This window comes from Paralimibaculum aggregatum, assembly GCF_030270585.1.
Classification (GTDB): Bacteria; Pseudomonadota; Alphaproteobacteria; order Rhodobacterales; family Rhodobacteraceae; genus Thermohalobaculum; species Thermohalobaculum aggregatum.
The window spans coordinates 120,197-137,951 of the sequence record NZ_BSYI01000007.1; the positions used below are offsets into that span (position 1 = coordinate 120,197).

Here is a 17,755-nt window from a genome sequence, read left to right on the forward strand (position 1 = left end):
GCGGCGGGTGGCGCTTCGCTGCGCGATGCCCTGGCGGGCATCCCGCAGCGAAGCGCGAAAGCCCGCCGCCACCCCCGCCGCCCCCGCCGCCACCACGCGCTGCGCGCGCGCCGCCGGCGGGGGTGGCGGCGGGTGTTTCAGGCGTTGCCCCAGCGGATCTGGCAGATCTCGGCGCTGCGGCCGTCGAAATCCCAGACCCGGCCGCGGTCGCGCACCCGGCCCTGGGTGGCGGTGGCGATGGTGATGTCGGGGCCCATCCAGTAACCGGTGTTGACCACCTTGACCTCGCTGTCCGGGTCGGCGCCCTCGATCGGCACCACCGCGCCCTTGATCTTCTTGCCGACGACGAGGCGCCGGGTCTTGCCCTCGGTGGTGAATTCCACCGGCTGGCGCTCGGCGCCGAGGAACTCGCCGACCAGCACCGAGAACAGCCCGGTGGTGCCGCGCGCCTGGCCGGAGAAGATCTTCACCAGCGCGTCGAAGGCGTCGTCGGAGGCGCGCTCGTCGATATAGGCCGCCGCCGTCCAGTTGCCGCGCGCCATCTGGCCGGGGATGTCGAGCATCAGGCCGACATTGAGCCCGGAGATGTCGGTATCGCCGAAGCTGCCGCGGTCGATCCGCACGCCGGCCCAGGCCTGGCAGTGGCCCTCGGTGGGCGGATGCTTGCCGAGGCTGACCACGCAGGGGCAGAACACCGTGCAGTTGCAGTTGAGGATCAGCTCGCCCTCGAGGTTCCAGGTCTCCATCTCTCTCCCTTCCTTGCCCGGGTGCTGCCCGGGGATCGCGATTCGCGGGTGTCAGGCGCCGCCGGCGAGCGGCAGCACAAGCGGCAGGAGCTCGAGGCTCGCGGTGAAGACGCCGGCGCCGATCAGCGCGAGGCCGAGCGGCCGGGTCAGCGGGCGGCCGATCTCGGGCAGCTTCTCCAGCGCCATGATCAGCGTCGCCGCCCCCATCCAGAGCAGGTTGCTCATGCCGCCGACGAAAGCCAGCCCCATCAGCGCCCAGCAGCAGCCGAGGCAGTCGATCCCGAGGCGCAGCCCGGTGGCGAAGGCGGGGCGGAAGCCCGGGCGCCAGCCGGCGAGGAAGGTCATGAAGGGCTGCCGGCAGCGCCCGAGGCTGAGCGCCTTGAGATGGCTGAACTGCCAGGCCCCGGCGCCGAGCAGCAGGGCCGCGGTGAGCAGCGGCGCCGTGCTCGTGCCGTCGAGGCCGAGCCAGCCGGCGGCCGAGAGCCGGGCCTGCGCCGCGGCGGCGAGGAGCGCGAAGCTCCACCAGACCGCCAGATAGCCGCCGGCGAGGCCGAGCAGCGCGAGCCAGGGCGCGCGCTCGGCGCCGCGGCTGGCGGCGGTCTCGGCGATGCGGGCATAGTCCCGGAGCGCGGGCAGCGCCGTCGGCAGCATCATCGCCGCGCCCATCACCGCCCACATCGCCCAGAGCCCGGGCAGCGAGGCGTCGCGCGCCGCGGTGAGGCAGAGATCGGCCAGCGCGCCGAAGCCCGCGCCGCGCGGCAGGCCGGCGCCCGGGTCCATCGCCCAGAGTGCCGCCCAGGCCGCGAGGAGCAGCGCATAGAGCCCGATCCAGGCCGGCGCGGCGGCGCCGAGACGCAGGCGCGGCCGCCGCGACAGGGCCGAGTTCGGGTCGCTGAAGCTTTGCCCCGGCATGACAGGCGCCTCCTTCGCATTGCCCTCGGAGATCGAACGGACGGGCGGGCGGGCCGTGCCGCGCAGGGGCACGGGCCGCGCCGCCCGGTCCGGTCGCGGGCATCGTCACATTGTCCCAACAGGCGGGCCTTGCGCCATATCAAAAACGGTGGCCCGCCGACACGGCTGGCAGGCTTGACCGGCGCGCGGGGCGCCGTCCTAATGATCCGCGGCGGGCGCGGGCCTCGCGCCGCGCCGGTTTCTGGCGGATCCGGGAGGGGGCATGACCCAGCCGAGGCTGCGCGATCTGCTCGAGCGTGCGGTGCTCGAACCCGAGTTCCGCGCGCGCGTCGCGGCCGATCCGGAGGCGGCGCTGGCCGGCTATGAGCTGGCGCCGGAGGCGCGGGCGCTGCTCGCGGCGGGCGGCGGGCTGGCGCTCTTCACCCTTGCCGGGGGCGATGCTGCGGCCGCGCCGGCGGCCGAGCCGGCGGAAGATCCGGCCGATCCTGCCGCACCGGCGGAAGATCCGGCCGCACCGGCCGCGCAGGCGGTAGAACCGGGCGCACCGGTCGAGGCGGTAGAACCGGGCGCACCAGCCGCGCCGGCGGAGCCCGCGCCGATGCCGGCCGCGGCGGCGGCCGAGGCGGAGATCGGGGCGCTGCGTTTCCTGCTCCGCGTGATGACCGGGGTGCAGGCGGCGGATGGGGGGCTCGCGCAGCTTCACCTCGCCGCAACCCTCTCCGGCCTCGCGCCGGGGGAGGATCCGGCCGGCCTGCCGCAGCCCGAGGTCAGCGCCGAGGCCTTGCCCGGAGACCGCCTGCCCGACGATCTCATCGAGATCCGCATCGCGCCCGGCGTGACCCGCGGCGCGGAGGGCGGGCTGGAGGCGCGGCACCAGTATACCGTCACGCCGGTCTCGAGCCGGCCCGCGCCGGCACCGGCCGAGCCGCCGCCGCCGCCGGACATCGCGGGGCTGGCCGCCGCGGTCCGCGCCGCCGCGCCGGAGAGCCGCCACGACCGGCTGCTCGACCTCGTCGCGGCGCTCGACGGAGGCGCCGGCGATGCCTGACATCCACGTCATCGGCCTCGGCATCCGCATCGGCGATCATGCCACCCGCGAGGCCGAGCGCGCGCTCGCCGCCTCCACCGAGGTGCTGTTCGTCGATACCGGCCCGGCGACCCGGGCCTGGCTCGAACGGCTCTGCCCGAAGGTGACGCCGCTGTTCGCCACCAGCTACCGCGAGGACCGTGCCCGGCGGGCCGGCTACCACCACATGGCGGCGCGGGTGCTCGGCGCGGCGCTCGACCATCCGCCGGTGAGCTTCGCGATCCAGGGGCATCCCTTCGTCGGCGTGCTGGCCTCGGGGCTGATCCTCCGCGGCGCCGCGGCGCTGGGGCTCGAGGTCGCGGCGCAGCCCGGCATCTCGGCGATGGACTGCATCCTGGCCGAGCTCGGCCTCGACCCGCTGCTCGGCGGGCTGCAGAGCTACGAGGCCACCGACATGCTGTTGCGCCGCCGGCCGCTGCAGGCGGATGTGCCGGCGCTGATCTGGCAGGTCGGCGTGGTCGAGAGCTGCCTGCACAGCACCCGCCCCTCGCGCCCCGAGCGTTTCCAGCGGCTGCGCGACCATCTCCTGGCCTTCTACCCGCCGGAGCACCCGGTGACGGCGGTCTTCGCGAGCCCGCATCCCTTCGTGCCGACCGAGCGCTGGAGCTTCCCGCTCGGCACGCTCGCCGCCCAGGCGCCGCGGCTCCATGCCGGGATCACGCTCCATCTGCCGGCGGCGGGGGTGCGGCCGATTGCCGACCCGGCGCTGCTGGCGCGGCTCGAGGACCCCGAGCATCTCGCCCGGATAACCCGCTGAGCGCCCGGAGATTCCTCACGCATGCGCAATGCTTGGCGCTCGCGGTTCCGGTGCGCTACGGTGCATGCGTGACGTCAAGTGACTTGCGGCGCAGCATTGAGGCTTGCCTCAGGTGGAAAGCGCTTACAGACTGCATCGATGCGCGGGCCGGCACAGGCCGGCCCCGGCGTGGCAGAAGGAGGGAACGACATCACCGACAAGGCCCCTCCGACCGCAGGACCCGCGCGGCAGCGCTCGGGCGACGAATGAATCCAAACAAGAAACCGACAGGGAAAACACAGATGAAACGGACGACCTTTCTCGCGCTGATCGCCGGCACGGCGATGGCGCTCTCGGCACAGATGGCCCGGGCGCAGGACGAGATCACGGTGGGCTACTTCCTCGAATGGCCGATGCCCTTCCAGTATGCCAAGGTGACCGGCGCCTACGAGGAGGCGATGGGCGTCAAGATCAACTGGGTGAGCTTCGACACCGGCACCGCGATGTCGGCGGCGATGGCCTCGGGCGACGTGCAGCTCTCGGTGAGCCAGGGCGTGCCGCCCTTCGTGGTGGCGACCTCGGCCGGGCAGGACCTGCAGATCCTCGACGTCGCGGTCTCCTATTCCGAGAACGACAACTGTGTCGTCGCCGAGCGCCACGAGATCGATGCCGAGAGCGCCAAGGAGCTCGAGGGCATGAAGGTGGGCGTGCCGATCGGCACCGCGGCGCATTACGGCTTCCTCAAGCAGATGAGCCATTTCGGCGTCGACATCTCGACGCTCGAGGTCGTCAACATGGCGCCGCCGGACGGCGCGGCGGCCTTCGCCCAGGGCTCGCTCGACATGGTCTGCGGCTGGGGCGGCTCGCTGCGGCGCATGAAGGAGCACGGCAACGTCCTGCTCACCGGCGCGGAGAAGGAGGAGCTCGGCATCCTCGTCTTCGACGTGACCTCGGGGCCGGCCGCCTTCGTGGCGGAGAACCCGGACCTGGTGGCCAAGTTCCTCGCGGTGACCGCCGAGGCCAATGCCCAGTGGAACGGCGGCGACACCTCGATGCTGCCGGTGATCGCCAAGGATGCCGGCATGGACGAGGACGCCACCGCGGCGACCATGGCGACCTTCGTGTTCCCCTCGGTCGAGGAGCAGCTCTCCGAGAAATGGCTCGGCGGCGGCGCGCAGCAGTTCATGAAGGGCGTGGCGGATGTCTTCGTCGAGGCCGGCTCGATCGATTCCGCGCTCGAGACCTATGAGGGCGCCGTGAATGCCGGCCCGCTGACCGCGGCGTTCGAATCGTCGATGTGATCCCGGCGGCGGCCCGGCCCCGGTGCGGCGAGTGCCGGGGCCGGGCCGCCAGGCGACAGTCCGGGCCATGGCCCGATGGCGAGGGGAGGGCCCATGTCCAGCCTATTGATCGACGATGTGTCGATGCGCTTCGACCTGCCCGACGGCGAGGCGGTGCAGGCACTCAAGAACGTCACGCTCAACATCAAGGAAGGCGAGCTGATGGCGGTGCTCGGCCCCTCGGGCTGTGGCAAGACGACACTGCTCAACATCGTGGCCGGGTTCCTCGCGCCGACCTCGGGCACCATCTCGCTCGGCGGCAAGACGGTCTCCGGGCCCGGGCCCGAGCGCGGCATGGTGTTCCAGCAGGGCGCGCTGTTCGAGTGGATGAATGTTCGCGAGAACGTCGCCTTCGGCCCCAACATGAAGCACATGCCGCGCTCCGAGAGCGACGGCATCGTCGATCATCTGCTCGAGGTGGTGGGGCTGCGCGACTTCAAGCAGAAGGCGATCTACGAGCTCTCCGGCGGCATGCAGCAGCGCGTGGCGCTGGCCCGCTGCCTCGCCAACGACCCCGACGTGATCCTGATGGACGAGCCGCTCGGCGCGCTCGACGCGCTGACCCGTGAGAAGATGCAGGGGCTGGTGCTCAAGCTCTGGAAGGAGACCGGCAAGACCATCATCCTGATCACCCATTCGGTCGAGGAGGCGCTGCTGCTCGGCGAGCGGCTGCTGGTGATGGCGCCGCGGCCCGGCCGCATCCACAAGGAATACCGGCTGCCCTTCGCCGAGCTCGGCGTCGGCGCGGATCTTCGCGAGGTCAAGAAACATCCCGAGTTCGGGCCGAAGCGCGAGGAGATCCTCTCGATGATCTGGGACATGGAAGAGGAAATCATGGGCCGGGCCGAGGAGGCGGACGCATGATCATCCTGGCAATCTACATCGCGATCTTCGTCGGTGCCTATCTGGTGGTCCGCCTGGTGATGAGCGGGCTGGCCAAGGCGCACGACTTCACCTCGCTCAAGACCGTGACCTTCGGCGACGAGAGCGCGGTGAAGGCCAACACCGCCGCCTCGATCATCTCGGTGGTCGCGGTGTTCCTGATCTGGGGCGCCTTCACCGGCTCCAGCCTCTCGCCGGTGCATGTGCCGGGGCCCTTCGTGGGCGATGCCAGCTTCACCTATACCGCCGAGGCCGAGGACGGCAGCCGCGACGATGCCACCGTCACGGTCCGGGTGTTCCCGGTGGGCGAGGATGTCGAGGAGCCGGAGGTCGAGCCGGGCGAGGGCTTCGCCAAGAACGACGCGGCGACGCTCGGCGCCTGGCGCTCGACGCTGATCCGGGTCGATCGCAACGACGAGATCGGCAAGCGCGAAGGCGCCCGGGTGGTGGCGATCGACGGCAAGCCGATCGCCCCCGGCGAGACCGTCGAGGTCGCCTCCGGCGTGGTGACGCTGACGCCCAAGGGCACGCCCAACTACAAGCCGGCGCAGGGCTGGCAGATGGAGCCGATCTGGCTGCCGCCGCCGGAGGACGTGATCCGGCGGATCGGCGAGATCGCGCAGGAGGGCTACCAGAACTACACCCTGCTCGAGCATCTCGGCTGGTCGCTGTTCCGGGTGCTGCTCGGCTTCTTCTTCGGCGCGCTGGTCGGCATCCCGCTCGGCTATGCCATGGGGCTCTCGGGCTGGTTCCGCGGCTGGTTCGAGCCGATCGTGGAGTTCATGCGCCCGGTGCCGCCGCTGGCGCTGATCCCGCTGGTGATCATCTGGGCCGGCATCGGCGAGGTCGGCAAGATCATCCTGCTGTTCCTCGCCGCGCTCTGGATCATGACCATCGCGGCGCGCTCCGGGGTCTCCGGCGTCAAGATCTCCAAGGTGCACGCGGCCTATTCGCTCGGCGCCTCGAAATGGCAGATCCTGCGGCACGTGATCGTGCCCAACTCGCTGCCGGAGATCTTCACCGGCGCGCGGGTGGCGATGGGGGTCTGCTGGGGCACGGTGGTGGCGGCCGAGCTGGTCGCCGCCGAGAAGGGTGCCGGCATGATGATCATGGTGGCCTCGCGCTTCCAGCTCACCGACATCGTGATCATGGGCATCATCCTGATCGGCGTCATCGGCTACGGCATCGACATCCTGATGCGGATGGCCGAGCGCTGGCTGATCCCCTGGAAGGGCCGCGGCTGAGCCGCGCGGCGGCGGGGGTCAGCCCTTCGCCGCCCTGAGGAAGGCCTCGCGCGCGGCCGGGCGGTCGATATGCCCGGCCAGCGCCTCGAGGAAGCCGGCGCGGGTGCGGCAGCTGCGCAGCGCCTTGCGGATCATCACCGCGGCGATGGGCCCGAGCTCGCGGGCCAGCGCCGCCTCGATGCGGCGGAGCTCGCCGGCCTCCGGCGGCCAGATCCCGCCATCCGCTCCGTCGGCGCGGTGCAGGCCCGAGGCGCCGGGGCCGGAGCGCGGCGCCGCGGCCGGCGCCTCCGCCTCCATCGCCTCGAAGAAGCGGCTGCGCTCGGCCTCGCTCTCGAGCGCCCGGGCGAGATGGTCGAGAAAGCCCTGCCGCCCGGCCTCGGCCCGCGCCGCGCGGCGCACCACCAGCGGCCCGGCCGGCCCGAGCATCTGCCCGAGCACCCGGGTCGCCCGCGCCACCAGCGCCTGGGAGACGCCGGCATGGCTGTCGTTCACGCCGGCGGCGGCGGTCACCACGGTGTCGGTGGTGGCGCGCGGCGCCTCGGCCTCGCCGACCCGGCCGAGGGCGAAGACCTCGTGCTGCCGCCCGGCCTTGTCGGTGAGCATGCCGAGCGGGCGGAAGCCGAAGACCTGCCGCTCGCGGATGCCGGTCACCACGTCGTAATAGGAGCGCGAGACGAGGATCCCGCCGGGGCTCGCGAAATTCATGATCCGGTGCGCGGAGTTGATCGCATCGCCCACGATGTTGCGCCGGCCTTGGGCATCGACCACCCATTTCGCCGGGCCGAGGCCGATCCCCATGCGCAGCGGGCAGTCCGAGAGCAGCCGGTGCTGCAGCGAGACCGCGGCATAGAGCGCATCCTCCGGATCGCCGAAGAAGCAGATCGCCGCGCCGTCGCCGGTGTCGATCAGGAATCGGGTGCGCTCGGACCGGGCCAGCCCGCTCTCCTCGGTGGCCTTCTGGAAGCGTTCCTTGTGGGCGAGCTGCTCGTCGAGCGCGAGGCCGGAGAAATCGACGATATCGGCCACCAGAACGCTGCAGATCACCGTCGGTTGCCGAGGCCGCGACATGTTCCGGTCAACTCATCCGATACGACGCCCTGCAACGGTGGCCCGGCTGCCCGAGCCTCACGCGCAGCCGCCATCCTGCCACCGGGGCGGTGATTGGGGGTCCGGCCGGCACTATGCCCGGCATTGCGCCGCACGACAAGCATGGCATACTTCGCCCCGATCGGGGCAGAGCGCGGGGGGCGCGGGTGACCAGAACCGGCTTTCTCCAGAAATTCGTGCCCGATGTGCGCCGGCGTCTCGTCGAACGCGCGCATCGCAAGGTCTATCCCAAGGGCGAGGTGATCTTCCGCCGCGGCGATGCCGGCGACAGCGTCTTCGTGATCGAGACCGGGCGGGTGGAGATCAGCCTCACCGGCAACAGCGGCAAGCGGGCGGTGCTCAACTATGTCGGGCCGCGCGAGGTGGTGGGCGAGATTGCCGCGATCGACAATTCCACCCGCTCGGCCGACGTGATCGCCGCCACCGCCACCACCGGCCTGCTGATCCAGTATCGCGACCTGCGCGACGCGCTGCTCTCCGACCCGGAGGCGATGCTGGTGGTGATGACCGAGCTGTGCAGCAAGATCCGCTCCTCGATCGACGCCTTCGAGCTGGCCAGCCACCGCGAGGCCGCGGCCCGGCTGGCGCGCTGCCTGGTGCGGCTCGGCGAGAAGTTCGGCCGCGCCGGCGAGGACGGCACGGTGACCGTCGCGACCTCGCTCTCGCAGTCGGATCTCGGCGACCTCGCCGGGCTCTCGCGGGAGAATGTCAACCGCCACATCAAGCGCTGGACCGCGGATGGCGTGATCGACAGCGCCGATGGCAGCCTGGTGATCCGCGATGCCGAGGGGCTGCGCGCGCTGGCCGGGCTCTGAGGGCGCTCGGGGCCAGTTAGGCTCAGGGCCAGTCCATCGCGGCGAGGCCGGCGAGCGCGGGATTGGCCGCGGTGATCCGGCGCACCGGCACCGCCGCGAGCCGCGCCGCCACGCCCGTGCGCGCCAGCAGCCGCTCGAGGAACAGCGCGCGGTCGATCACGGCGTCGAAATCCTCCAGCACCCCGCCGCAGAGGAAGAGCCCGCCCCAGGCGCCGGTGGCCAGCACCAGATCGCCCGCGACGCGGCCGAGCAGCGCCGAGACCAGCCGGCGCACCTCCGGCGCCGGCGCGCGGGCCGCGAGCCGGGCATGGCCGGGGCCGGAGAGCAGCGCCTCCACCGTCGCCGTGCCCGTCGCCGCGCCCGTCGCCGCGCCCGCCATCAGGGCGGCGTCCTCGCCGGACGCGGGGGCGAGGCTCATATGGCCGGCCTCGGTGGCCAGCGCCGCCCAGCCGCCGCGCACCGGCACCGCCACCGAGGCGCCGAAACCGGTGCCGACATTCACCGCGATCATCGGCTGCGTGCCGTCCGGGGCGCCCGGGCGCAGCGTCTCGGCGCCCTCGGGCCCGAGCCGGGGCAGCAGATGCGCCACCGCCGCGAGGTCGTTGAGGATCGCGACCCGTGCCCCCGGCAGCACCCGCGCCACCGCCGCGGGCGAGATCTCCCAATGCGCGTTGGTCAGCCGCACCGCGCCGCCGATCACCGGGCCGGCGGCGGCGATGGCGATCTCGCTCGTCCCCTCGCTCGCCCCGCCGCCCTCGGCCGCGAGGAAGGCGGCCAGCGCGTCCTCGAAGCTGGGGTGATCGGCCACCCGCAGGCGCAGCACGGGCCCCGGCGCGCCGCCGGGCGCGGCGCGGGCGAAGCGCGCATTGGTGCCGCCGATATCCGCAACCAGCCGCATCTCAGCCCTCCGCCGCCGCGGTCGCGCCGCCAGTGCCGTCGCGGAGGTCGCGCAGGAAGTCGCGCCGCCAGCGCGCGACATCGCGCTGGCGCACCCGCTCGAGCAGGGCCGAATGGCGCTCGATCCGCTCCTCGCGGCGCATCCCCACGGCGAGATGCATCGCCAGCGCCACCTCGTCGGCGTCGTAGGGGTTGACGATCAGCGCCTCCGCCAGATCCGCCGCCGCGCCGGCGAACTGCGACAGGATCAGCACGCCGGGATCGGCCTCGTCCTGCGCCGCGACATATTCCTTGGCGACGAGGTTCATGCCGTCGCGCAGCGGCGTCACCAGCCCGATCCGCGAGCCCTTGAACAGCGCCGCCAGCGTGTCGCGCGCCAGCGAGCGGTGGACATAGCGCACCGGGGTCCAGTCGAAATCGCCGAACTCGCCGTTGATCGCGCCGGAGAGCTGCTCGAGCTCCATGCGGATGTCGGCATAGGCGGCGAGCTCCTCGCGGGTCGGCGGGGCGATCTGCATCAGCACGATGTTCTTGGCGTGCTCGGGATGCAGGTGCAGCAGCCGGCGATAGGCGCGGAAGCGGTCCGGCAGGCCCTTGGAATAGTCGAGCCGGTCGACGCCGATGATGTGGGTGTCGATGCTGCCGCGCTTGAGCCGGCGGATGCGGTCCTCGGCCTCCGGCGTGTCGGCCATCGCCTTGAACGCCTCGACATCGATGCCGATCGGGTAGCTCCTGACCTTCAGCTTGCGCCGCGCCGCGCGGAAGGGATGGCTCTCCGGCGTCACCAGGGCGGCGGTCTCCTCGGCATAGCGGCCGAAATTGGCGACGTGCTGCTCGGTCTGGAAGCCGATCACGTCATAGGCGAAGAGCGTGTCGACCAGCCAGGCATGGTCCGGCACCGCGCTGATGATCTCCGGCGAGGGGAAGGGGATGTGCAGGAAGAAGCCCATCCGGTTCTCGAGGCCGAGGGCGCGCAGCTCCGCCGCCAGCGGGATCATGTGATAGTCGTGGATCCAGATCACGTCGTCGGCCGAGACGAGCCCGGCCAGCGCCCGGGCGAAGCGGCGGTTGACCTCGCGATAGCCCTCCAGCGCGGCGCTGTCGAACTCCGCGAGATCGAGCCGGTAGTGCATCACCGGCCAGAGCGCCCGGTTGGCATAGCCGAGATAATAGTGCGCATAGTCCTCCTCGGTGAGCGCCTGGGTGGCGATGGTCACCGCGCCCTGGCGCTCGAGCGTGAGGCCGAGCTTGTCGTCGGTGTCGACGATCTGCCCGGACCAGCCGAACCAGAGCCCGTTGCCGTCGCGCAGCGCATCGCCGAGCGCGGTCACCAGCCCGCCGCTCTGGGTGCCGCCGGTGATGTCCCCGACGCGGTTGGAGGCGACGACCAGCCGGCTCAAAGCTCGGCCTCCCAGCGTTTCGAGAGGCGCATGGCGCCGTTGACGATGCCGACCTGGGAATAGGTCTGCGGGAAGTTGCCCCAGGCGCGGCCGGTGGCGAAGTCGCTGTCCTCCGCCATCAGGCCGAGATGGTTGCGCGCGTTCAGCAGCGCCTCGAAATGCTCGCGCGCCTCCTCGGTGCGGCCGATCCGGGCGAGCGCGTCGATCCGCCAGAAGGCGCAGAGGTTGAAGCCGACCTCCGGGGCGCCGAAATCGTCCGCCTCCTCGTAGCGCAGCATGAAGGAGCCGCGCCCGAGCACCTCGCCGAGCTTCTCCACGGTGGCGACGAAGCGCGGGTCCTGCGCCGGCAGGAAGCCGATCTCGCCCATCAGCAGCACCGAGGCATCGAGGGTGCGCCCGCCGAAGCTCTCGACGAAGGCGCCGCGCTCGTCGGACCAGGCATGCTCGAGGATCTTCGCGCGGATCGCCCCGGCCCGCTCGGCCCAGTAGCGCGCGCGGTCGGCGAGGCCGAGATGCGCCGCGATCTTGGCCAGCCGGTCGCAGCCGGCCCAGCACATCAGCGAGGAGGAGGTGTGGATGCGCGCCCGGGTGCGCAGCTCCCAGATCCCGGCATCGGGCTGGTCGTGCAGGCTCCATGACTGTTCGCCGAGCGGCTCCAGCATCTCGAAGGCGGCGCGCCCGGCATCCATGTAGAGCCGGCTGTCGAAGAAGGCCGGCGCCGCGCCGAGGATGATGTTGCCATAGGTGTCGTGCTGGAAATGCTCGTGCGCCTGGTTGCCGACGCGCACCGGCCCCATGCCCATGAAGCCCTGCAGCGCCTCGGCATGGCGCTCGGTGAGCTGGGTCTCGAGCCCGACCCCGAGCACCGGCTGGATATGCCCGCCCTTGGCATCGGCGACGGCGTTCATCAGCCAGCCGAAATAGTTCTCCAGCGTGCGCACCGCGGCCAGGCTGTTGAGCGCCCGCACGGTGAAGAAGGCATCCCGCACCCAGCAGTAGCGATAGTCCCAGTTGCGGCCGCTGTCGGGCGATTCCGGCAGCGAGGTGGTCACCGCCGCGACGATCCCGCCGGTGGCCTCGTAGCTGCAGAGCTTGAGCGTGATGGCGGCGCGGATCACCGCGTCCTGCCATTCCAGCGGGATCGCGAGGCGCCGCACCCAGCCGCGCCAGTAGGCGGCGGTGTCGTCGTGGAAGCGCTTGGCGATCTCGGCCGGGCTCTCGGCCAGGCTCTCGTCCGGCCCGAGCACGAAGTTGAGCGGCCGGTCGAGATTGATCAGCCGGCTGTCGAGCAGGTGGTCGATCGGCGCGTCGGTGGTGAGCCGCAGGGTCTGGTCCGGCCCGATGAAGCGCACATGGTTCGAGCCGCGGGTGATCTCGGGCGCGCGGGTGCCCCAGTCGAAGCGCGGGCGCAGCCGCAGCCGCACCCGCGGCCAGCCTTCGAGCGGCCGGATCTGCCGGATCAGCATCTGCGGGCGGAACATGCGGCCGCGGGCCTCGAAGCGCGGCGCCCAGTCGAGGATCTCCACCGAGCCCGAGGCGCCGTGCAGCACGGTGCGCAGGATCGCGGTGTTGCGGTCGTAGCTCTGCTGCGCCTCGCGCAGGTCGTCGAGCTCCACCGCGAAGGCGCCGTCGCCGGGCTCGCCGGTGCCGTGGCCGAGCAGCGCGTGGAACACCGGGTCGCCGTCGATCCGTGGCAGGCAGAGCCAGACCAGCCGTCCCGCCCGGTCGACGAGTGCGGCGATGGAGCAGTTCCCGATCAGTCCGTAATCCACGTGCTGTCTCTCCTCTTCAGTCTCCCCGCGATGGTCCGTGCCTCAGCCGGCGGCCCTGCGGGCGAGCCAGTCGAGGAAGGCCGCGATGCCCGGCGCGCGGTGGCTTGCCGCGGTCGGGCCCGGGCCGATCTTGATGCCGGTGCCGCCGAGCGCCCGGGCGGCGCGGAAGGCGTCCTCGTCGGTGGTGTCGTCGCCCGCCGCGATGGGGCTGCGCCCGGCAAACGGCGGCGCCGCCATGAAGCTGCGCAGGGCGGTGCCCTTGTCGATGCCGGCCAGCGCCACCTCGCTGACCATCAGCCCGTGCAGCGCGCGCAGCCCGGCGCCCTCCGCCGCCAGCCGCTCGACCAGCGCGCGCACCGCGCCGCCGAGCGCCGGACGGCTGCGGTAGTGCAGCGTCACCGAGCCGGGCTTGCGCTCCATCAGCAGCCCCTCCGCGCCGGCCAGCGCGGCGATCGCCGCGGCCGCCGGGGCGAGCCGCGCCGCCGCCCCCGCGGCGGTTTCGGCCCCGCTGCCGGGGCTGCGGAACTCGGCCCCGTGCGAGCCCGCGGCAGGCAGCGCCAGCGGCGCCGTGCGGGCATCGAGATCGGCCAGCGCGCGGCCGCTGATCAGCGCCACGGCGCCGCCCGTGCGGGCCCGGATCGCCGCCACCGCGGCGCGGGTCGCGGGCGCCATCGCGGCATCCTCGGGCCGGTCGACGATCGGCGCGAGCGTGCCGTCGAAATCGAGGAACAGTGCGGTGCGGTCCCAGTCGGGTCTGAGCGCGTCGAGTTCGTCGGTCTGCATGCCCCTGTGTCGCGCTTGCTGCGGCCGGTGGGTGGCGGTCGGCGATCAGACTGGCATGGCGCGGCGCCGCTGGCCAGCCTTCTTCGCGTCCGCAGCATTAAGGATCCCTTCAGGGCGGGACAGAATTCGCAAATTTTCCTGCGGGCCGGGACCGGCTAGAGCAGGGCGAGGACAGTCCCGGAGAGGCGGATGGAGCCCTGCATGAATCTGGCCGTGGTCGGCGGCAGCGCCTGGTTCGCGGGCGCGCTCAGCGCGCTGCTCGACGGCGACGAGACCCTGCGCCCGGTGGAGATCGCCGAGGACCCCGGCGGCTTCGCGCGTCGCGGCGGGGCGGAGCCGCAGATCGCCATCCTGGCCGCCGGCATGGGGCGCGAGGCGCTGCTCGGCACGATCCGCGACTGGCGGCGGCGCTATCCGGCGCTGCGCACGGTGATCCGCCTGCGCCGGCTGCGGCCCGAGCTGGTGCGCGACGCGATGCAGGCCGGCGCCTGGGGCTGCTTTGCCGAGGACGACGCGCCGGAGGTGGTGCTGGCGACCCTGCGCGCGGTCTCGGCCGGGCGGGTGAGCTTTCCCTTCGTGGATTTCTCCAGCCTGCGCGACGATCCCTTCGAGCGCCTCACCCGGCGCGAGCGCGAGGTGCTGGCGGCGCTCTCGCGCGGCTGGACCAATGCGCAGATCTCGGCCCGGCTCGGGATCTCGGAGAACACCGTCAAGTATCACCTCAAGATCGTCTACGACAAGCTCGAGGTCAGCACGCGCTCGATGGCGGTGGCGAAATACCTCAACTACGCCATCGACTGAGGCGTGACGAGGTAGGCCGCCGGGGCACGCCTCCCGGCCCCGGCGGCCAGCAGCCGGTCAGGCGGCGAGGCCCATCCGGTCGAGCACCGCGGCCACCGTCTCGCCCATGGCGGAGGGGTGCGGCGCCACGGTGACGCCGGCGCCGGCGAGGATCTCCACCTTCTCCTGCGCGCTCTCGCCGAAGGCCGAGACGATGGCGCCGGCATGGCCCATCTTGCGCCCCTTGGGCGCCGAGAGCCCGGCGACATAGGCAATCACCGGCTTGGCCATGTGATCGCGCGCATAGGCCGCCGCCTCGGCCTCCTGCGGGCCGCCGATCTCGCCGATCATCATCACCGCATCGGTGCCCGGATCGGCCTCGAACAGCTCGAGGATGTCGCGGAACGAGGAGCCGTTGATCGGGTCGCCGCCGATCCCGACCGAGGTCGAGACGCCGATGCCGAGCGCCTGCATCTGGCTCGCCGCCTCGTAGCCGAGGGTGCCGGAGCGCCCGACGATGCCGACCCGGCCGGGCGCGTAGATATGCGCCGGCATGATCCCCATCATCGCCTTGCCCGGGCTGATCGTGCCGGCGCAGTTCGGCCCGGTGAGGCGCATCCGCCGCTCGCGCGGATAGCGGCGCATGTAGCGCTTGACCCGCATCATGTCCTGCGCCGGGATGCCGTCGGTGATGCAGACGCAGTAGCGGATGCCGGCATCGGCGGCCTCCATGATGGCATCGGCGGCGAAGGGCGGCGGCACGAAGACGATGGAGGCCTCGGCCCCGGTCTCGGCCACCGCGCCGCGCATGGTGTTGAACACCGGCAGGCCGAGGATCTCGCTGCCGCCCTTGCCGGGGGTCACGCCGCCGACCACCCGGGTGCCGTTCGCGATCATGTCCTCGGCATGGAAGCGCCCGATGCGCCCGGACATGCCCTGCACCAGGACCCTGGTGGTCTCGTCGATCAGGATGCTCATCTCGTCCTCCCCTCAGGCGGCTTTTCTGGCGACGGCGCCGACCGCGCGCTCGGCGGCCTCGGCCAGCGTGTCGGCGGTGATGATCGGCAGGCCCGACGCGGCGAGGATGCGCTTGCCCTCGGCGACATTGGTGCCCGAGAGGCGCACCACCACCGGGATGTCGATGCGCGCCTTGCGGAACGCCTGCACCACGCCCTCGGCGACCCAGTCGCAGCGGTTGATGCCGGCGAAGATGTTGACCAGGATCGCCTCGACCTTCGGGTCGCGCAGCACGAGGCGGAAGGCCGAGAGCACGCGCTCCGGGCTGGCGCCGCCGCCGATGTCGAGGAAGTTCGCCGGCAGCCCGCCGGAGAGCTTGATCATGTCCATGGTCGCCATCGCCAGCCCGGCGCCGTTGATCATGCAGCCGATATTGCCGTCGAGCGCGACATAGGCGAGGCCGCGATCCGCGGCATGCGCCTCCATCGGGTCCTCCTGGCTCATGTCGCGCAGCTCCGAGACCTCGGGGTGGCGGAACAGCGCGTTGTCGTCGAACGACATCTTGGCGTCGAGCGCCAGCAGGTTGCCGCGCGCGGTGGTCACCAGCGGGTTGATCTCGACCATGGTGGCGTCGAGGTCGCGGAACGCGCGGTAGCAGGCGCGGAAGATCTTCGCCGCCTCGGCGACCTGGCCGCTGTCGAGCCCGAGCCCGTAGGCGAGCTCGCGCGCCTGGTAGTCGAGAAAGCCCGAGGCCGGGTCCACCGTCATGCGCAGCAGCGTGTCGGGATGCTCGGCCGAGAGCTCCTCGATCTCCATGCCGCCGGCCGAGGAGGCGACGATCATGATCCGCTCGGTCTTGCGGTCGAGCACCAGGCCGAAATAGATCTCGCGGGCGATCTCGCAGGCCTCCTCGACATAGACCCGGCCGACGAGCCGGCCCTCGGCGCCGCTCTGGCGGGTGACGAGGCGCTTGCCGAAGAGCTCGGCGGCATAGTCGCGGATCTCCTTGTCGGAGCCGCAGAGGCGCACGCCGCCGGCCTCGCCGCGGCCGCCGGAATGGATCTGCGCCTTGACCACCCAGCGCTCGCCGCCGAGCTCGTGGCTGCGATAGCCGGCCTGTTCGGGGCTGTAGGCGAGCCCGCCCTTGGGCACGGGAACGCCGAACCGGGCGAGGATCTCCTTCGCCTGATATTCGTGGATGTCCATGGGTTTCCTCCGCGTCTGGCCTCCCGCACCGGGCGGGCATGCCGGAGGTCTAGGCCGCACCGCCGCCGCCCGCCCGCTCCGCCCGGAGAGGATCTTTCGCCGCGGGAAGGGCAGCCGCCCACCCGGACGGGTGGGGCCGCACCCGCCGCGGGCCGGGCACGCCGCCGCCACGGGCTGGGTGCACGGCCCTGGCACGGCGCCGCCACTGGCCGGGCGCAGGGGCCGGGCATGGCGTCGCCACGGGCCCGGCAGGGCCGCGATGCCCGAGCGGCTGCCGAAGAACGCGCGGCTACCGAAGGTCGCGCGGCTGCCCAATGTCGCGCGGCTGCCGAAGGACGCGGGACGGCGTCCCCCGGCGCCACCGGATGTTCCGCCCGACCCTCCGCCGCGCGGCTCCCCCCGGCGGTTTCCCCCGGCGGGTCCTTCGGGCAGCCTCCCCCGGCAGGTCCCTCCGGCGGCTCCGTCCGGCGGGTTCCTCTGGGGAGGCCGTCCGGAGGGTTGCTCTGGCGGGTCCGTCCGGCAGGTTCCCCCGGCAGGTCCCTTCGACAGGTTCCCCCGGCGTGCTCCCCTGGCAGGTTCCTCTGACAGGTCCCCCCGGCGCGTTCCTCCGCCAGGTCCCCCCGGCGTGTTCCCCTGGCAGGTTCCTCTGACAGGTCCCCCCGGCGAGTTCCTCCGGCAGGTCCCTCCAACAGGTTCCTCCGGCGCGTTCCTCCGACAGGTTCCTCCGGCAGGTCCCCCCGGCGTGTTCCCCTGGCAGGTTCCTCTGACAGGTCCCCCCGGCGTGTTCTCCCGGCAGTTTCCTCTGACGAGTTCCTCCGGTAGGCCCCACCGGCGAGTTCCTTCGGCAGGTTCCTCCGGCCCGTTCCCCCGACAGGTTCCTCCGGCATGTCCCTCAGGCAGGTTCCCCCGACAGGTTCCCTCGGCGGGTTCCTCCGGCGGGTTCCTCCGGTGCGTTCCCCCGGCGGGTTCGTCCGGCCGGCTCCCCCGGCAGGTTCCTCCGGTGGGTTCCTCCGGCGGGTCCCTCCGGCGGGCTCCCGCGGCGGGTCCTTTCGGTGGGCTCCCGCGGCGGGGCGCTCCGTCGGCGCGGGCGG

Annotated in this window: 16 protein-coding genes; 7 read left to right on the top strand and 9 right to left on the bottom strand. The window is 72.4% G+C overall.

All coding sequences use genetic code 11. The annotated features are described in order from the left end of the window. Window positions 1–137: 137 nt before the first annotated feature. Window positions 138–746, bottom strand: a complete 609-nt coding sequence (locus QSJ97_RS06150) for a DUF1326 domain-containing protein (protein ID WP_285670779.1) — start codon at window positions 744–746, stop codon at window positions 138–140. Window positions 747–797: 51 nt separating this feature from the next. Then, window positions 798–1,658 carry a DUF2182 domain-containing protein gene (locus QSJ97_RS06155; protein WP_285670780.1) on the bottom strand — a complete coding sequence of 287 codons (861 nt, stop codon included), beginning with the start codon at window positions 1,656–1,658 and terminating at the stop codon, window positions 798–800. Between the two features lie 262 nt (window positions 1,659–1,920). On the opposite strand from QSJ97_RS06155, the gene QSJ97_RS06160 reads away from it, so the two are divergent. The 5 genes from QSJ97_RS06160 (at window position 1,921) to QSJ97_RS06180 (ending at window position 6,947) form a co-directional block, all read left to right on the top strand. Continuing rightward, entirely contained in the window at window positions 1,921–2,706 is a 786-nt protein-coding gene (locus tag QSJ97_RS06160; RefSeq protein WP_285670781.1) for a hypothetical protein, read from the top strand. Beyond that, window positions 2,699–3,502, top strand: a complete 804-nt coding sequence (locus tag QSJ97_RS06165) for an SAM-dependent methyltransferase (RefSeq protein ID WP_285670782.1) — start codon at window positions 2,699–2,701, stop codon at window positions 3,500–3,502. The genes QSJ97_RS06160 and QSJ97_RS06165 overlap by 8 nt, the downstream gene beginning before the upstream one ends. Window positions 3,503–3,783: 281 nt before the next feature. Continuing rightward, the gene (locus QSJ97_RS06170) at window positions 3,784–4,782 is read left to right on the top strand and encodes a taurine ABC transporter substrate-binding protein (protein WP_285670783.1); all 999 of its coding nucleotides are present in this window, start codon (window positions 3,784–3,786) and stop codon (window positions 4,780–4,782) included. A gap of 93 nt (window positions 4,783–4,875) precedes the next feature. Beyond that, entirely contained in the window at window positions 4,876–5,685 is an 810-nt protein-coding gene (locus tag QSJ97_RS06175; protein ID WP_285670784.1) for a taurine ABC transporter ATP-binding protein, read from the top strand. Further along, window positions 5,682–6,947 (top strand): ABC transporter permease, encoded by a 1,266-nt coding sequence (locus QSJ97_RS06180; RefSeq protein WP_285670785.1) that lies wholly within the window; start codon window positions 5,682–5,684, stop codon window positions 6,945–6,947. The genes QSJ97_RS06175 and QSJ97_RS06180 overlap by 4 nt, the downstream gene beginning before the upstream one ends. Window positions 6,948–6,965: 18 nt before the next feature. Here QSJ97_RS06180 and QSJ97_RS06185 read toward each other — a convergent pair whose 3' ends face one another. Then, complete coding sequence (locus tag QSJ97_RS06185; RefSeq protein WP_285670786.1) at window positions 6,966–7,991, bottom strand: DUF8082 domain-containing protein; 1,026 nt, start codon at window positions 7,989–7,991, stop codon at window positions 6,966–6,968. Window positions 7,992–8,200: 209 nt separating this feature from the next. Here QSJ97_RS06185 and QSJ97_RS06190 point away from each other — a divergent pair, with 209 nt between their 5' ends. Further along, the gene (locus QSJ97_RS06190; protein WP_285670787.1) at window positions 8,201–8,869 is read left to right on the top strand and encodes a Crp/Fnr family transcriptional regulator; all 669 of its coding nucleotides are present in this window, start codon (window positions 8,201–8,203) and stop codon (window positions 8,867–8,869) included. Between the two features lie 22 nt (window positions 8,870–8,891). Here QSJ97_RS06190 and QSJ97_RS06195 read toward each other — a convergent pair whose 3' ends face one another. From QSJ97_RS06195 to otsB, 4 genes are read right to left on the bottom strand one after another with little or no spacing between them, the layout of a single operon-like run. Then, the gene (locus tag QSJ97_RS06195) at window positions 8,892–9,767 is read right to left on the bottom strand and encodes a glucokinase (RefSeq protein ID WP_285670788.1); all 876 of its coding nucleotides are present in this window, start codon (window positions 9,765–9,767) and stop codon (window positions 8,892–8,894) included. Between the two features lies 1 nt (window position 9,768). Next, the gene (locus QSJ97_RS06200) at window positions 9,769–11,166 is read right to left on the bottom strand and encodes an alpha,alpha-trehalose-phosphate synthase (UDP-forming) (RefSeq protein ID WP_285670789.1); all 1,398 of its coding nucleotides are present in this window, start codon (window positions 11,164–11,166) and stop codon (window positions 9,769–9,771) included. Beyond that, entirely contained in the window at window positions 11,163–12,938 is a 1,776-nt protein-coding gene (locus QSJ97_RS06205; protein WP_285670790.1) for a glycoside hydrolase family 15 protein, read from the bottom strand. The genes QSJ97_RS06200 and QSJ97_RS06205 overlap by 4 nt, the downstream gene beginning before the upstream one ends. 42 nt (window positions 12,939–12,980) lie before the next feature. Continuing rightward, on the bottom strand, window positions 12,981–13,721 hold the full coding sequence (gene otsB / locus QSJ97_RS06210; protein WP_285670791.1) for a trehalose-phosphatase: 741 nt from the start codon (window positions 13,719–13,721) through the stop codon (window positions 12,981–12,983). Between the two features lie 201 nt (window positions 13,722–13,922). On the opposite strand from otsB, the gene QSJ97_RS06215 reads away from it, so the two are divergent. Next, window positions 13,923–14,522: a response regulator transcription factor gene (locus tag QSJ97_RS06215; protein WP_285670792.1), complete on the top strand. Its 600-nt coding sequence runs from the start codon at window positions 13,923–13,925 to the stop codon at window positions 14,520–14,522. A gap of 57 nt (window positions 14,523–14,579) precedes the next feature. Here the strand turns inward: QSJ97_RS06215 and sucD are convergent, their stop codons facing one another. Both sucD and QSJ97_RS06225 read right to left on the bottom strand, forming a co-directional pair. Continuing rightward, window positions 14,580–15,479, bottom strand: coding sequence for a succinate--CoA ligase subunit alpha (sucD, locus tag QSJ97_RS06220; RefSeq protein WP_285670793.1), 900 nt, complete (start codon window positions 15,477–15,479; stop codon window positions 14,580–14,582). 12 nt (window positions 15,480–15,491) lie between these two features. Next, window positions 15,492–16,664, bottom strand: a complete 1,173-nt coding sequence (locus QSJ97_RS06225) for a malate--CoA ligase subunit beta (protein ID WP_285670794.1) — start codon at window positions 16,662–16,664, stop codon at window positions 15,492–15,494. Window positions 16,665–17,755 lie beyond the last annotated feature (1,091 nt).

Bases quoted from the DNA above. Each gene is read 5' to 3' on its own strand.
- QSJ97_RS06170 (WP_285670783.1), top strand. From the start codon at position 3,784: ATGAAACGGACGACCTTTCTCGCGCTGATCGCCGGCACGGCGATGGCG.
- QSJ97_RS06150 (WP_285670779.1), bottom strand. From the start codon at position 746: ATGGAGACCTGGAACCTCGAGGGCGAGCTGATCCTCAACTGCAACTGC.
- otsB (WP_285670791.1), bottom strand. From the start codon at position 13,721: ATGCAGACCGACGAACTCGACGCGCTCAGACCCGACTGGGACCGCACC.
- QSJ97_RS06160 (WP_285670781.1), top strand. From the start codon at position 1,921: ATGACCCAGCCGAGGCTGCGCGATCTGCTCGAGCGTGCGGTGCTCGAA.
- QSJ97_RS06165 (WP_285670782.1), top strand. From the start codon at position 2,699: ATGCCTGACATCCACGTCATCGGCCTCGGCATCCGCATCGGCGATCAT.
- QSJ97_RS06175 (WP_285670784.1), top strand. From the start codon at position 4,876: ATGTCCAGCCTATTGATCGACGATGTGTCGATGCGCTTCGACCTGCCC.
- QSJ97_RS06215 (WP_285670792.1), top strand. From the start codon at position 13,923: ATGAATCTGGCCGTGGTCGGCGGCAGCGCCTGGTTCGCGGGCGCGCTC.
- QSJ97_RS06155 (WP_285670780.1), bottom strand. From the start codon at position 1,658: ATGCCGGGGCAAAGCTTCAGCGACCCGAACTCGGCCCTGTCGCGGCGG.
- QSJ97_RS06225 (WP_285670794.1), bottom strand. From the start codon at position 16,664: ATGGACATCCACGAATATCAGGCGAAGGAGATCCTCGCCCGGTTCGGC.
- sucD (WP_285670793.1), bottom strand. From the start codon at position 15,479: ATGAGCATCCTGATCGACGAGACCACCAGGGTCCTGGTGCAGGGCATG.
- QSJ97_RS06180 (WP_285670785.1), top strand. From the start codon at position 5,682: ATGATCATCCTGGCAATCTACATCGCGATCTTCGTCGGTGCCTATCTG.
- QSJ97_RS06195 (WP_285670788.1), bottom strand. From the start codon at position 9,767: ATGCGGCTGGTTGCGGATATCGGCGGCACCAATGCGCGCTTCGCCCGC.